The following is a 15,026-nucleotide window of genomic DNA, read 5'->3' as shown; positions in this document are numbered from 1 at the left end:
AGAAGAACTCAGCCGGCAAGATCGACAGGAGCATCGGCTACAGCAGCGCCCTCGGAAGCCTTCTCCGACATCGCTTTCCATGCCGTACTTGCTGCCTTCTGCTCGGCTTCCTTCTTGGACCGACCGACACCGACACCCAAGGGATTGCCGCTGATAAGCACAGTGGCGGTGAATTCCTTGTCGTGATCGGGGCCGGTAGCCGTGATCTCGTACACGGGAACACCGGCACTGTGTTCTGCGGTCAACTCCTGCAGACTCGTCTTCCAGTCCAAACCGGCACCCAGAAGCGGAGCACGGGTCAGAAGGTCGTCGAACAGGTCGAGGACCACACGGCGCGCGGTATCGATTCCGTGCTGCAAGTGGATGGCACCAAGAATGGATTCCATACCGTCGGCGAGGATGGACGGCTTGTCACGGCCACCCGTCATTTCCTCGCCCTTGCCCAGAAGCAGATGCGCTCCGAGTCCACCTTCACCCAAAGTCCGCGCAACCTCGGCCAGAGCGTGCATGTTGACTACGCTCGCACGAATCTTGGCGAGGTCACCTTCGGACTTGGCCGGGTGTGACAGGTAAAGATTTTCGGTAACAGTGAGACCGAGAACGGAATCCCCGAGGAACTCGAGGCGCTCGTTTGTCGGCAGTCCACCGTTCTCGTATGCATACGAGCGGTGGGTGAGAGCCAGCGTCAAGAGGCCAGGCTCTATATCGACGCCGATAGCGGCGAGGAGCGTGTCGTGATTGCCCTCGCCGCCAACGGCTGAAACTGTATTGTCGCTCGTCATAGTCTTTCTCCGTGGAGAACTAGACAGCAGCGGTTACCTGGCGGCCCTTGTACGTACCGCAGGACGGGCACGCGATGTGGGGCAAGGTCTGCTCGCCACAGCCACGGTTGGGGCAGGTAACGAGGGTGGGCACAGTGGTCTTCCACTGGCTACGACGCGACCGCGTGTTGGATCGCGACATTTTGCGCTTGGGGACAGCCACTTCTACTTCTCCTCGGCTTCGGTGATCACAAGATTTTCACTGGTGTTTGATTCCACGCCAAATTTGGCCGCGAGACCAGCCCAGCGAGGATCAAGTATGTCATGCCCATGCCCAGATTCCGCAATCGCCAGGCGAATGCCACATTCTGAGCACAATCCCAGGCAATCGTCACTGCACAAAGGCTGGAGCGGAAGCGCCAGTCCGACTGCATCGACGATGACCGGTTCCAGATCGATTTCTTCGTCTTCGACCTGGTAGACCTCGCCCTCTTCGGTTGTCTCCTCGGTGACGCTGTCCGGGTAAGCGAACAACTCCGTGAGATAGACGTCCACAACGCTCGTGAACGGCTCGAGACACCGCGAGCACTCACCCGTAGTGGGTGCGTGCACGGTACCGGTGACGAGAACGCCCTCGGATACCGCTTCCATACGAAGATCGAGATCTATGTCCGAACCTGCTTCGATCGCGATGAGATCGAGACCGATGCGATTCGGCGACTGGATCGTTCTCTCGACAGTGCGCATCGACCCTGGACGCCGACCTAACTTGACGGTGTCCAGCAAGAATCCCGCATCAGTTGACTGATGCGATGAATGACGACGATGCGTTGACAAAGAGAACTCACCTAACTGTTGAAACTGGATGGGCAACCACCCCACAATACCCGACAGTGCACAGCAGGCCCAATCCGGTGAAGGACCCTATCGGCGACGCTCCTGGCGGCGATCGTCGTCGAGGTAGTCGGGCACACCCGAACCCGTCCGCAATTGCTGACGACCGCGCCCGACGGATCGAACAGTCCCGTTGAGGAACTCCTCGAACTCGGCAAGTTTGGTGTCGACGTACAGATCGCACTCCGAGCGCATTCGATCAGATTCCGCGTGCGCGGCGTCGATCACCCGAGCCGACTCGGCGCGCGCGGTCTGGACGACCTCGGTCTGGGAAACCAGACGTGCCTGCTCCTCGGCTCCGTCGGAAACCGAGCGGTCGTACGACGCCTTTCCTGCTTCGATCATGCGATCGGACTCGTCGCGCGCGCGAGCAGTGACGGCGTCGTACTCGCGTCGACCGTCGGTGACCGTGCGCTCGGCTTCCGCCTCGGCATCGGCGACCAACTGATCGGCGTGAGCGCTGGCCTCGGCGACCATGCGGTCCGCCTGAGCCTTGGCGTCGGACAGGATGCGATCGGCGTCGTCGCGGGCATTCTCGACCGTCGACGTTGCTTCCGCGTTGGCACTGCTGACGGTTTTGTCCGCCGTGGAACGCGCGTCCGAGACCAACTTGTCACGATGGTCGAGGACGTCCTGGGCGTCGTCCAGCTCACTCGGAATAGCGTCACGGACGTCGTCGAGCAGTTCGAGCACGTCGCCGCGTGGGACGACGCACCCGGCAGTCATCGGAACGCCTCGTGCCTCTTCGACAATCGCGACCAGTTCGTCAAGCGCCTCGAATACCCGGTACACAAGCAACCCCAATCTTCACCGGCCAACTATCGGCCCACATCGTCACCGATCCACCTGGATCTGCGCCCGTTCCTTGTCGACAAGTTTGCCGGAAGATCGGCCCACCAGGTGCGTCTGGGGGCGGTGTGTCGGGTATCAGCTGTTTTCGGCTGCCCGTTCAGCGATGCGGTCGAGCAATCGGGCATGCACTTTTGCGGGCAACATGTCAGCGACATCACCACCGAAGGTGGCAACTTCCTTGACCAGTGAGCTGGACAGGTAGCTGTAGGTGGGGTTGGTTGCGACGAACAACGTGTCGACACCGCTGAGCTTCTTGTTCATCTGCGCCATCTGCAGTTCGTAGTCGAAGTCGTTGGCGCCGCGCAGACCCTTGACGATCGCGGTGATCCCCTCTTGCTTCGCGTAGTCGACCAGAAGCCCGTGCCATGACGTCACTCGAACGTTGGGCAGGTGGCTCGTCGCGTCTTCGAGCATCTCGATACGCTCGTCGACGGTGAACATTCCGCGCTTGTTCTTGTTGATCATCACGGTGACCACGACCTCGTCGAATTGCGCAGCAACTCTTCCGATTACGTCGAGGTGACCATTGGTCACAGGGTCGAAGGATCCGGGGCAAACGGCGCCAGTCATGAGTCCAGACCGTAGCAGGTTGCGAGTTCGATCCTGGCCTCGCCGTACTTCTTCGCCTTGACGGGTTCGAACCCGTGCGGCCAGACGGTCTCCGGTGATCGGGACGACCGCTCGAGAACGACGATCGTGCCCTCCCCCACCCACTTGTTTGTCTGAAGGTGTTGGAGGATGGACACCACCGCGTCGTCGGTCACCGCGTACGGCGGGTCTGCGATGACGATGTCGTATTCACGAGCACTCGGACCGGAGACGACCGCAGCGACCGGCGCTGCCCGTAGGACCGCGCCAGGCAGCCCGACAACACCGATGTTGTCCTTGATCACTGCTGCTGCCTTTGCGTCGGACTCGACGAGCATCACGTGCTCCGCACCGCGGGAGAGTGCTTCGAGGCCAAGGGCTCCGGAACCGGCAAACAGGTCGAGGACAGCACAGCCGTCGAGGTCGATACGCGCTTCGAGCGCACTGAAAAGCGCCTCGCGGACACGGTCCGAGGTGGGCCGGGTTCCGCTCGGCGGGACTCGCAGGCGGCGACCGCCTGCGAGTCCCGAGATAATGCGTGTCACTCTGCGGCGCTCTCCCCGGTGGAGACGACAACGAGGAGGTCGCCGCCTTCGACTTGCTGGACTGCGCTGATCGCGATGCGGGAGACGATGCCGCCGCGCGGTGAGGTGATCGCCGCTTCCATCTTCATTGCTTCGATGGTGGCGACGGTGTCACCGGCCTCGATCTTCTGGCCTTCCTTCACCGCGAGCGTCACGACGCCCGCGAACGGTGCGGCCACGTGACCTGGGTTGTTCTTGTCGGCCTTCTCCGCCACGGGCACATCGCTGGCGATGGACCGGTCCCGGATGGAGACCGGACGCAACTGTCCGTTGAGAATGCACATCACGGTGCGGTAGCCGCGCTCGTCGGGTTCGGAGATCGCTTCGAGTCCGATGATCAACTGCACACCAGGTGTGAGTTCGACGCGATGTTCTTCACCGCGGCGCAGGCCGTAGAAGAACTGGTTCGCCGAGAGCCGCGAGGTGTCTCCGTACTTGTCGCGGTGCTCGAGGAATTCCTTGGTCGGGCCGGGGAACAGCAGACGGTTCAGCGCGCCCTGACGGTCCTTCGACGAGCCTTCGAGCAGCGCCTCGTCGGCGGCGGAGAGCGGCGTCTCCGGCTTCGCGGGGCCGCGGCCCTCGAGTGCCTTGCTGCGGAACGGTTCCGGCCAGCCGCCGGGCGGGGTGCCCAGTTCGCCGCGCAGGAAGCCGACAACCGAGTCGGGGATGTCGAACTTGGCCGGGTCGGCGGCAAATTCCTCCGACGGAACACCGGCACCGACGAGGTGCAGGGCGAGGTCGCCGACAACCTTCGACGACGGCGTCACCTTCACCAGATGCCCGAGCATGCGGTCGGCGTCGGCGTACTTGGCTTCGACTTCTTCGAAGCGGTCACCGAGGCCCAGTGCCACAGCCTGAGTGCGCAGGTTCGAGAGCTGACCGCCGGGGATCTCGTGCGTGTAGACGCGCCCGGTCGGAGACGGAAGCCCGGACTCGAACGGCGCGTACACCTTTCGCAGTGCCTCCCAGTACGGCTCGAGGTCGCACACGTTCTGCAGATTCAGTCCGGTGTCGAACTCCGAGTGCGCAGCAGCAGCCACGATGGCCGACAGCGCGGGCTGGCTGGTGGTGCCGGCCAGAGCCGCCGAAGCACCGTCGACGGCGTCTGCGCCCGCCTGCCAGGCGGCGAAGTACGTTGCCAACTGTCCACCGGGGGTGTCATGCGTGTGAACGTGCACCGGCAGATCGAAGTTGGAGCGCAACGCGGTCACGAGCTTGGTCGCGGCCGGGGCGCGGAGCAGTCCGGCCATGTCCTTGATCGCCAGGACGTGTGCGCCGGCATTGACGATTTCCTCGGCCAGCTTCAGGTAGTAGTCGAGGGTGTAGAGCGTTTCGTTCGGATCCGACAGGTCGCCGGTGTAGCTCAGCGCAACCTCGGCGAGGGCCGTACCGGTCTCGCGGACCGCGTCGATGGCCGGCCGCATCTGGTCGACATTGTTGAGCGCGTCGAAGATTCGGAAAATGTCGATACCGGTGTCGGTGGCTTCCTGCACGAAGGCGCGGGTGACCTTTTCCGGATACGGCGTGTAGCCCACCGTGTTTCGGCCACGCAGCAGCATCTGCAGGTTGATGTTCGGGATCGCTTCGCGCAGTGCGGCGAGCCGATACCACGGGTCCTCGTGCAGGAAGCGAAGTCCCACATCGTATGTCGCGCCGCCCCACGCTTCGATGGAGAGCAGCTCCGGCGTCAACCGGGCAACGTGACCGGCGACGTCGAGCAGACCGCTGGTGCGGACGCGGGTCGCCAACAGCGACTGGTGTGCGTCACGGAACGTGGTGTCGGTGACCGCAACAGCCTTCTGCTCACGCAGCGCCTTCGCGAATCCTTCCGGACCGAGTTCGAGCAACCGCTGGCGGCTACCGGCCGGCGGCGGAGTCGAGAGATCGATCTTGGGGAGCTTGTCCTGCGGGTACACCGCGGAAGGACGTTCGCCGTGCGGCTTGTTGACCGTGACGTCGGCGAGGTACGTGAGGATCTTGGTACCGCGGTCCGCCGAGGAGCGCTGCGTCAACAGATGGGGACGTTCCTCGATGAACGAGGTCGTGACCCGTCCGGCCTTGAAGTCCGGATCGTCGAGAACTGCTTGCAGGAACGGGATGTTCGTCGAGACGCCGCGGATACGGAACTCCGTGACCGCGCGACGCGCACGCGCCACGGCAGCCTCGAGGTCGCGTCCACGGCAGGTGAGCTTGACCAGCATCGAGTCGAAGTACGCGCCGACCTCGGCACCGAGAGTTGCGCCGCCGTCGAGGCGGATACCGGCACCACCCGGCGTGCGGTAGGCGGTGATCCGGCCCGTGTCGGGGCGGAACCCGTTGGCGGGGTCCTCGGTGGTGATGCGGCACTGCAGCGCCGCGCCGCGCAGCTTGATCGAGTCCTGCGTCAGACCCAAGTCGTCGAGGGTGGAACCGGACGCGATCAGGAGCTGCGACTGAACGAGGTCGACATCGGTGACCTCTTCGGTGACCGTGTGCTCCACCTGGATTCGCGGATTCATCTCGATGAAGACGTGATTGCCACGGGTGTCGAGAAGGAACTCCACCGTGCCGGCGCACGTGTAACCGATCTGCTTCGCGAAAGCCACGGCATCGGCGCAGATCTTGGCCCGCAACTCCTCCGACAGATTCGGGGCCGGGGCGAGTTCGATCACCTTCTGGTGGCGACGCTGCAACGAGCAGTCGCGCTCGAACAGGTGAATAACATTGCCGTGCTCGTCGGCGAGGATCTGGACTTCGATGTGGCGGGGATCGATGACAGCCTGCTCGAGGAACACCGTCGGATCACCGAAGGCGGATTCCGCTTCACGCGCCGCGGCTTCGATGGATTCCTTGAGCAGTGATCGCTCGGCTACGCGGCGCATACCGCGGCCACCACCACCGGCGACGGCTTTCACGAAGATCGGGAAGGTCATGTCCTCGGCCGCCGCGAGCAACTCGTCGATATCCGACGACGGCTCCGACGACGCCAGCACCGGCAGACCCGCAGCCTTCGCTGCGGCAATCGCCCGCGCCTTGTTACCGGTCAGCTCGAGGATCTCCGCGGACGGGCCGACGAACTTGATGCCCGCCTCCGCACACGCAGCCGACAGATCCGGATTCTCGGACAGGAACCCGTAACCGGGATAGATCGCGTCAGCGCCGGCATTTTGGGCCGCGGCCACGATCTCCTCCACCGACAGGTACGCCCGAACCGGGTGCCCCTTCTCCCCGATCTGATAACTCTCGTCAGACTTCAGGCGGTGGATCGAGTTCCGATCCTCGTACGGGAACACCGCGACAGTTCCAGCACCTAGTTCGTAGGCGGCGCGGAAGGCGCGGATCGCAATTTCGCCGCGGTTGGCGACGAGCACTTTGGAGAACATGGGGAAAAACTACCGCGAATTCCGTGTGTGCAGGCACGCGGCGTCCCACATCGTAGACTGAATCGAGAAACAAACCCGATGGTCCTGCCGCTATTCGTATTCAGTTTGCCGTCATACTTCTCACGATTTCTCGAGGTATTCGATCCGATCGGAGTCCAGGGCGGCGCTCACCATCGACGCAAGTGCGGGATGCTGGGCGAGCGTCGGGTCGCGTTCGACAACTCCGGTCGCGAAGTCTCGCGCGGATTCGAGAATGTCGCCGTGCGCGATGAGCGAGAGCAGCCGCAGATTGGACGTGGTGCCGGATTGGGCCGCTCCGAGGATGTCTCCCTCACGTCGTGTCGCGAGATCGAGTTGTGCCAGTTCGAAACCGTCATTGGTGGCGGCAACGGCAGAGAGCCGCTCGTACGCCGGTCCACCTGGGTTGCTGCCCGTCACCAGAATGCACAGCCCTTGGTGCTTTCCTCTGCCGACACGGCCACGCAGCTGATGGAGCTGACTGACGCCGAACCGCTCCGCGTCGACGATCACCATGACCGTCGCGTTCGGCACGTCCACACCGACCTCCACGACGGTGGTGCAGACGAGCACATCGATGTCGCCGACGTTGAACGCGCTCATGACCACGTCTTTCTCATCTGACGGCAGGCGACCGTGCAGGAGGCCGACGCGCAGCTCGGAAAGCGGACCGCTCGACAACTCCTCGAAGACGTCGACTGCCGACTTCGTTTCGGGTTGCTTCTCCTCGGTGAACTGGTCCTCGCCAGCAGCAGGCTCGCCGTCACCGATCCGGGAGCACACGACGTAGGCCTGACGCCCGTCTGCGACGTCCTCGCGAATTCGTGCCCACGCCCGATCCACCCAGGCGGGCTTCTGCTTTGCCGGCACAACGCTGCTCTTGATCGGGCTACGCCCACGAGGCAATTCGCGCAGGGTGGATACTTCCAGATCGCCGAGCACCGTCATGGCAATGGTGCGCGGAATGGGAGTAGCAGTCATGACCAGCAGGTGGGGGCTCAGGCCGTCGCGAGCACGCGAGCGGAGGTGATCTCGTTGCTCCACACCGAACCTGTGCTGCTCGTCGACCACAACCATGCCGAGCTTGAAGAACTCGACACTGTCCTGGATGAGCGCGTGGGTACCGATGACAATTCCCGCATCACCGGTCACCGCGTCGAGAAGCGCGGCACGTTTTGCGGCAACCGGAAGTGAACCGGTGAGCAAGGCGATACGAGTGGAGTGCTCGGCCGAGCCCAGCTCTCCCCCGGTTGCGAGCGGCCCCATCATCGCGCGCAGGGAGCGGGCATGCTGATTGGCCAGCACCTCGGTAGGCGCGAGCAGTGCACATTGATATCCCGCGTCAACCGCTTGCAGCATCGCCCGAAGCGCCACGATGGTCTTACCCGAGCCCACCTCACCTTGAAGGAGCCGGCTCATGGGGTGAGTCTGCGAGAGATCGGCCGCGATTTCCGCGGCGACGGCTTGCTGCCCTTCCGTCAGTGTGAACGGCAACATCTCCTCGAACTGCTCGGCGATACCGCCTGCGACAGGCACGCACGCCGGTGCCACCCGCTCGGAATTGTCGTGACGTCGCATCGCCAGAACCAACTGCAGAGACAGCGCCTCGTCGAACCGCAATCGCTCGCGGGAACGTTCGATGTCGTCCTTGGTATCGGGCAGGTGCACCGTCCTCAGTGCCTCGTCCAGCCCGACAAAATGATGTTCGGCGAGAGTCTCGGCCGGAAGTGGTTCGGGAACCGGATCAAGCTGGTCGAGAACTTGTCGGACGCACCGCATGATCGTCCAGCTCTCCACCTCGCGCGTCGCCGGATACAGCGGGATGAACTCACGCTCGAAAATCGAGTAGTCGAGTTCGGCCCCCGGCCCCGAACTGGCACGGGCCAGCCCCGCGAGATCGCCGGCCCCTTTGACGGCTTTCAAAGGAACCACCGAATCTTCTTCCCCGGCACGGGGTTCCGGAAGGATCAGATAACTGGGGTGCGTCAAACTCCACTTGTTCCGGAAGTACTTGACTGTGCCCGAGAACATCGCCCGTACGCCGGGCTTGATGGCGTGCTTCACCTTGTACGGGTTGAAGAAGGTGACGTCGACGGTCTGTGTGTCCGTCGTGAGCGAGACCTTGAGCATCTGCCCCGTCCGGGACTTCATATTCACCACGCTCGCGGACGCCACCCGCGCAATGATCGTGATGTGCTCGCCCTCCGGGGGCTCTTTGTCGGCAAGTTCCTTACCGGCCGACGCGTACCGGTGAGGATAGTGGCGCAGGAGATCCTCGACCGTGCGTATCTCGAAGGCCTCGGCCAACGCGTCCGCGGTCTTCTTTCCCAGAAGCCGATCCAAGTTGTCGGCGAGCGTTGCCATGTCAGATTCCTCGCAGATCGAAAAGCAGCAGATCGAAAAGCACAGCTATTCGTATATCAGTAGCCGCCGACACAAAAACTCCCGACACGATCACCCCGGAGACCGCTCACTCAACGCCCAGCTGAAACAGATCCCCCGGCTGACCGCCCTGATAGATCAGCACGTCGACGCCTGGGTAGGTGCTGATGACATGTGCTTCCATCCGCTCGGCCAAGCCGTCGGCGGCGTCGGCGCCCATGAGAAGTGTGACCAATTCGCCACCAGATCCCAGCGCAAGATCGATCAACCGCGCTGCCGACGCCTCGACGTCCGGTCCGATGACCACCACCTCGTGGCCCATCAATCCGATGGCGTCGCCCGGGTCGCAGGTTCCGACAAACGTCAGCGACCGTTCCACCGCGATCCGCAGAGACCCCCACCGAGTTGCCGCAGCCGACTCGGACATGGTGAACCCGTCGTCGGCGACGTTGCGACTTCCGTCGTGGACCGCGAGTGCCGCCAACCCCTGAACCATCGAGGACGTCGAGAGCAGAAGCACCTGATGCAGGGGATCTCGGGCCGCGGCACTGACCGCAACCAATTCCTGAGCGCTCAGCGCGCCGTTCGGCAGCACCAGCACCTCGGTGCGATCCATGGTGCGGATATGGCCGAGCAACTGTGCGCGGGTCACCGGCGCGTCGTCGCACCGCAGTACCGAGGCACCTTCACTCTCGAACAGTGCCGCGGCGCCGTCCCCCGCCACAACGGCGAGTACACCACGCGCATCGTGGCCCTGAAACTGCATCTCCTGACGGGCGACCAACTGATCACGTTCGTCGACGAGGAAACTGCTGATCCGAATCCCGTGCACGCGGCCGGCTTCGAGGCCGGCCTCGACTGCGGCGCCCGCATCACAGCAATGCACGTGAACCGACCAGCCACCGAATCCGTCACTGACGATCACTATCGAGTCGCCGAGCACCGCCAACCGGGTGCGGAGCGCCGCCATCAGATCCTCATCCGATTCGTCGACGAGGTACATCACCTCGAAGTCCTGCGCCGAATCGTCGCCACATTCGAGCGGACCCGATTTCCGGTCCCAGTCATGGTCGCGTCTGCTGACCTCCGCAATGAGACCGCGGCTTCGTCCGGCACCCAGTTCCGCCCGATCCGGTGAGTGCCCGGACACGGACTCGACCAGAGCGTCCAAAATCACCAGCAAGCCCAGTCCGCCCGCATCCACGACGCCCGCCGAGGCCAGCACGTCGAGTTGCTGCGGTGTCTTGACCAGGGCGCTCGCGGCCGCATCTGCCGCGGCGAGCGCAACAGACTGGAGGTCCACGCCGACGCACTGCGCCGCCGCTTCACCGGACGCTCGGAGAACGGTCACGATGGTGCCCTCGACCAAGTCCGTCACCGCGCGCGACGCAAGCTCGGTACCCGTCTGCAGCGCTTCCGCAAGATCGAGTCCGTTGATCCGCTCACCGCGCACCGTCTCGGCAATCCCACGAATCACCTGGGACAGGATGACGCCGGAATTGCCGCGGGCTCCTGCCACGGCGCCCCGCGCCAGCGCATTGGCGGTGCGGGTAGCGCTGGTGACGTCGCCGCCGAGCGCCTCGGCCGAATCGAGCGCGGCACGCATCGTGAACAGCAGATTTGTGCCGGTGTCGGAATCAGGGATGGGAAAGACGTTGAGGCTGTTGATCTCTCCGCGCCGCTCCTCGAGGCAATCGACCGAGCGTCGCGCCCACCGGCGCAGCAGGAGACCGTCGGCCGTCCCGTCCGTTCTCTGGTGGTGCGCGTCCCCCACTGGCAATTCCCCTCTGCGGAAACGTCCCCTCCTCGGGGACGGAAACGAATGCTGTCGAGGGTAGTCGGGCACACTCCGTAATCACCGGTTTGCAGGCCGGTTTGGTCAATCCACCGGTCAACAGTTACTGTTACACGGTTGCCTCGAACGGGCTACACCAAATATTGCTGCAAACAGTGCACTCCGGTGCATCGTCTACAACAGTGTTCTGTGTTGTCACGCTCGACTGCACCGTAAGCGGTCGGAGACCGATTCGGTATCGCAAGATCCACAGCGTATATTCGAATTGTCATTCTGGCCGTCCTACTGTGTAGGGTAACCACTTCAATATTCATTTCTAACAAGGAGTTCGCGACTATGGCTGCCGTCTGCGACGTATGCGCCAAGGGGCCCGGCTTCGGTAAGTCGGTCTCGCACTCGCACCGGCGTACCAATCGTCGCTGGAACCCGAACATTCAGTCTGTTCGTACCGAGGTTGCCCCGGGTAACACCCGTAAGGTCAACGTGTGCACCTCCTGCCTGAAGGCAGGCAAGGTCGCTCGGGGCTGATTGCCCGAGCACAACGATTGCAAGCCCTGCCCCCGTCACTTCGGTGTCGGGGGCAGAGCTGTTTTTGTCGTGCCTTTTGTTGTGCCTGTGCCGGGGTCCCTCCTGTGACGACCCGGACACCTGACCCGTAATGTGCGTGAGGTGACTTCCATCGATGACCTCAGCAAAGTAACGCTCGAAGAAGGCGTACTCCGCATCACCATTTCCACCGCCGCCAACGGCACCTCCCTCGACGACGAAGGGATGATCCAGGGTGCAGTAGCCCTGGAATCGTTCGGCGACGACATCGGCAGCATTCTCCTGGTCGGTGAAGGCCCCAACTTCTGTGCGGGCGGTAACGTCCGGGCCTTCGCGTCAGCGCCGGATCGCGGCGAGTACGTCGAAGGAGTTGCCCAGAATCTCCACACCTTCGTGCGTGCTCTGGATGCGGCATCGGTTCCCGTGGTCGCGGGAATTCACGGTTGGGCAGCGGGGGCCGGCATGAGCCTGGTCTGCCTTGCCGACATCGCCATCGGCGGCACCAGCACCAAACTTCGCCCTGCATACCCTTCCATCGGATTCACGCCGGACGGCGGGATGTCCTGGTCACTCCCCCGCATCGTCGGCGCCGGACGGGCTCGCGAAATCCTCCTGAGCGATTCCATTATCGGCGGCGACGAAGCTGTTCGCCTCGGCATCCTCACCCGCCTCGTCGGTGACGACGAGGTTCAGGAAGAGGCAGCCCGGCTCGCCCGCACGCTTGCACACGGACCGAGTTCGTCGTACGCCGGCATCAAGGCACTGTTGCGCTCGTCACGAACCAACACGCTCTCCGAGCAACTCGACGCCGAAGCTACGTCCATCAAGACTGCCGCCAACAGTCCCATCGGCCGGGAGGGCGTCGACGCGTTCGTCGAGAAGCGTCGTCCCGATTTTGTAGCTGCCAAGCAGCCTTGATTCAGCTCGCGTGACCGAACTGCTCGTCACCAGAGTGGTTCGGTCACGCTCGCGGTTGATCCCAGATCCCAGTCGACCGGCGTGGCCCCCATGTCCGTCAGAAGTTGGTTTGCCCGACTGAACGGACGTGAACCGAAGAACCCACGCGACGCCGAAAGTGGTGACGGGTGCGCAGATTCGATGATGGGGGTATCCCCTAGTAGCGGGGTCAGCGTCGCGGCGTCGCGACCCCACAGAATGGCAACCATCGGGGCAGATCGAGCCACCAGAGCGCGAATTGCCTGTTCGGTCACAGGTTCCCAACCCTTTTTCCGATGTGACGCCGCTGCCCCTGGCGCTACGGTCAGTACCCGATTGAGTAGCAACACACCTTGATTCGACCACGGTGTCAGGTCACCGTCATCGGGAATCGGCAAACCGAGATCTTGGTGATATTCCTTGTAGATGTTGACCAGACTGCGGGGAACGGGTCGAACATCAGGGGCAACCGAAAAGCTCAGACCCACCGCATGACCGGGGGTCGGATACGGATCCTGTCCGACGATAAGCACTTTGACGTCCTCGAACGGATTCGTGAACGCGCGCAGCACATTCTCGCGCGCAGGCAGAAACTCGCGGCCTGCTGCGATCTCGTTGTCGAGAAACTGCTGCATCAGAGCCATCTGCTCCGAAACCGGTTCCAGCGCTGTGGCCCAGCCGGATTCGATGTGGGCGTCCATCAGTCGAGCCTGCGTAGGGCGCCGCGGTAATGTGCAGCGTTGGCAGAGTAGTTCGCGACATTCGCTTCGAGATGACCGAGCGGAACTTCGTAGCCTTCGCGAATCTTGGCGGGCACCCCCAAAGCCATGCTGCGCGGTGGCACTACGAATCCGCGCGCGATCACGGCGCCGGCTCCGACTATCGACCCCGCCCCGATCACCGAACCGTTGAGCACGATCGACCCGGATGCGATCAAGCACCCGTCCTCGATCGTGGACCCCTCGATGTGAGCATTGTGTCCCACAACACATCCCGCGCCGATAATCGTGGGCTCGGTAACCGTGCAATGAATCACGGTGCCGTCCTGAATGTTCGATCCAACTCCCACCGAGATGGTTCCGTAGTCACCACGCAGTACGGCCTGTGGCCAGATCGACGTTCCCGCAGCGAGGCTCACGTTGCCGATCACCACGGCGTCCGGGTGTACATACGCGTCCGGATGAATATCCGGAACCTTGTCTCCTAGTGCATAAACAGCCATGAGGAGAACCTATACCGCGGTGGTGCCCGTGGCCGAAAAGCTGTGCCAGCCGCCGCCGGATTCACGCAGTTCTCCATCCACAACAACTCCGGCGCCGGCAACGACCTCCCCAATGACCGTCCACCCCGACGGCAGGTCTTCACCGGCTGCAAAGGTCGCGGCAAAACCGTGATCTTCGCCACCGGAGAGAATCCACTCCAGCGGATCGAGTTTCAGAGCGGCTGCGGCTTTCGGTACGTCGGCCGACGTCGGTACAGCACCCGAATCGATGCGGACCTGGACTCCTGACGCAGACGCGAGGTGGCGAAGATCAGCGACAACCCCGTCCGAGATGTCGGTCATGGAGTGAGCAGTATCGGCCGCTGCCCATGCGGACTCGTACGGCGGGACCGGAACACGATGGAGGGCGAGAAGATCCGGGAACGATCGATCGCCGGCGAGCAGCAGCGCCAAACCTGCTGCCGAACAACCGAACAATCCGGCGACGGCAACACGGTCACCCACCTGGGCGCCGGCCCGCGTGACTGCCCGCCGTCCACCCAAATCTCCGAGTACCGTCACCGAGACAACAATGTCCTGCGACTGCACCAGATCCCCGCCGACAATGCCCGCACCCAGATCCGTTGCGGCATCCCAGATTCCGGCGGAGATTTCGTCCATGACGTCGATCGGAGTCGACGGTGGGCAGCCCAATGACACGGTGAAGGCGCTCGGCCGCGCACCCATCGACACGATGTCGGCAGCATTCTGTGCCACCGCTTTACGTCCCACGTCGCGCGGCGGCGACCAGTCCAGCCGAAAATGCCTTCCCTCGACCAGCATGTCCGTGGAAATGACAACCCGGCCGTCGGGTGCGGTCACGATCGCCGCGTCGTCGCCGGGACCCAACTCCGTCGTCAGCGGTTGAATTCGACCGACAAGGGAGCGGGCAATCACGTCGAACTCCCCCACCTGCGCAACCGTGCGGGGCGATGAAGATGCCTGTTCGTTCGAGGTCGATCCTGATGACGAGATGAGCACTCCCTTTTTCTCAGCGCAGATCGGACCAAAAGCGTCCTGCGGTACCGTCAAAGCAGTGGCAATTCT

General features: G+C 63.2%; 14 protein-coding genes. 2 read left to right on the top strand and 12 right to left on the bottom strand.

Annotation, left to right across the window (positions count from 1 at the left end; translation table 11 throughout):
* Window positions 1–8: 8 nt before the first annotated feature.
* The 9 genes from rnc to CJ178_RS01545 all read right to left on the bottom strand — a co-directional run bounded on the left by rnc (window position 9) and on the right by CJ178_RS01545 (window position 11,215).
* Window positions 9–782, bottom strand: a complete 774-nt coding sequence (rnc, locus tag CJ178_RS01585; protein ID WP_033236563.1) for a ribonuclease III — start codon at window positions 780–782, stop codon at window positions 9–11.
* Between the two features lie 19 nt (window positions 783–801).
* Complete coding sequence (rpmF, locus tag CJ178_RS01580; RefSeq protein ID WP_007729318.1) at window positions 802–984, bottom strand: 50S ribosomal protein L32; 183 nt, start codon at window positions 982–984, stop codon at window positions 802–804.
* Window positions 985–986: 2 nt separating this feature from the next.
* The gene (locus CJ178_RS01575) at window positions 987–1,547 is read right to left on the bottom strand and encodes a YceD family protein (RefSeq protein WP_033236564.1); all 561 of its coding nucleotides are present in this window, start codon (window positions 1,545–1,547) and stop codon (window positions 987–989) included.
* Window positions 1,548–1,685: 138 nt separating this feature from the next.
* Window positions 1,686–2,447 (bottom strand): DivIVA domain-containing protein, encoded by a 762-nt coding sequence (locus CJ178_RS01570; RefSeq protein ID WP_033236565.1) that lies wholly within the window; start codon window positions 2,445–2,447, stop codon window positions 1,686–1,688.
* 135 nt (window positions 2,448–2,582) lie between these two features.
* Window positions 2,583–3,077, bottom strand: coding sequence for a pantetheine-phosphate adenylyltransferase (gene coaD / locus CJ178_RS01565; protein ID WP_033236566.1), 495 nt, complete (start codon window positions 3,075–3,077; stop codon window positions 2,583–2,585).
* A complete protein-coding gene (gene rsmD, locus CJ178_RS01560; protein WP_033236567.1) occupies window positions 3,074–3,640 on the bottom strand; it encodes a 16S rRNA (guanine(966)-N(2))-methyltransferase RsmD in 567 nt (188 codons plus the stop codon). The genes coaD and rsmD overlap by 4 nt, the downstream gene beginning before the upstream one ends.
* A complete protein-coding gene (locus CJ178_RS01555; RefSeq protein ID WP_045067179.1) occupies window positions 3,637–7,041 on the bottom strand; it encodes a pyruvate carboxylase in 3,405 nt (1,134 codons plus the stop codon). Before CJ178_RS01555 ends, rsmD begins: the two co-directional genes overlap by 4 nt.
* 120 nt (window positions 7,042–7,161) lie before the next feature.
* Window positions 7,162–9,423: an ATP-dependent DNA helicase RecG gene (recG, locus tag CJ178_RS01550; RefSeq protein ID WP_095885958.1), complete on the bottom strand. Its 2,262-nt coding sequence runs from the start codon at window positions 9,421–9,423 to the stop codon at window positions 7,162–7,164.
* A gap of 106 nt (window positions 9,424–9,529) precedes the next feature.
* Complete coding sequence (locus CJ178_RS01545) at window positions 9,530–11,215, bottom strand: DAK2 domain-containing protein (RefSeq protein WP_257012972.1); 1,686 nt, start codon at window positions 11,213–11,215, stop codon at window positions 9,530–9,532.
* 357 nt (window positions 11,216–11,572) lie between these two features.
* Between CJ178_RS01545 and rpmB the strand changes: the two genes are divergently transcribed.
* Both rpmB and CJ178_RS01535 read left to right on the top strand, forming a co-directional pair.
* Entirely contained in the window at window positions 11,573–11,764 is a 192-nt protein-coding gene (gene rpmB, locus CJ178_RS01540; protein ID WP_003942669.1) for a 50S ribosomal protein L28, read from the top strand.
* Window positions 11,765–11,905: 141 nt separating this feature from the next.
* Window positions 11,906–12,700, top strand: a complete 795-nt coding sequence (locus CJ178_RS01535) for an enoyl-CoA hydratase-related protein (RefSeq protein ID WP_045067925.1) — start codon at window positions 11,906–11,908, stop codon at window positions 12,698–12,700.
* A gap of 26 nt (window positions 12,701–12,726) precedes the next feature.
* Here CJ178_RS01535 and CJ178_RS01530 read toward each other — a convergent pair whose 3' ends face one another.
* The 3 genes from CJ178_RS01530 to CJ178_RS01520 are packed head-to-tail and all read right to left on the bottom strand — an operon-like array spanning window position 12,727 to window position 14,960.
* The gene (locus tag CJ178_RS01530) at window positions 12,727–13,419 is read right to left on the bottom strand and encodes a uracil-DNA glycosylase (RefSeq protein WP_095885956.1); all 693 of its coding nucleotides are present in this window, start codon (window positions 13,417–13,419) and stop codon (window positions 12,727–12,729) included.
* Window positions 13,419–13,940: a gamma carbonic anhydrase family protein gene (locus CJ178_RS01525; protein ID WP_033236571.1), complete on the bottom strand. Its 522-nt coding sequence runs from the start codon at window positions 13,938–13,940 to the stop codon at window positions 13,419–13,421. The genes CJ178_RS01530 and CJ178_RS01525 overlap by 1 nt, the downstream gene beginning before the upstream one ends.
* A gap of 9 nt (window positions 13,941–13,949) precedes the next feature.
* The gene (locus CJ178_RS01520; RefSeq protein ID WP_257013334.1) at window positions 13,950–14,960 is read right to left on the bottom strand and encodes a thiamine-phosphate kinase; all 1,011 of its coding nucleotides are present in this window, start codon (window positions 14,958–14,960) and stop codon (window positions 13,950–13,952) included.
* Between the last annotated feature and the right edge of the window lie 66 nt (window positions 14,961–15,026).

Origin of the sequence: Rhodococcus sp. ACPA4 (genome assembly GCF_002300185.1) — a bacterium.
GTDB lineage: Bacteria > Actinomycetota > Actinomycetes > Mycobacteriales > Mycobacteriaceae > Rhodococcus_F > Rhodococcus_F globerula.
This window is presented reverse-complemented; position numbering and strand designations above follow the sequence as displayed.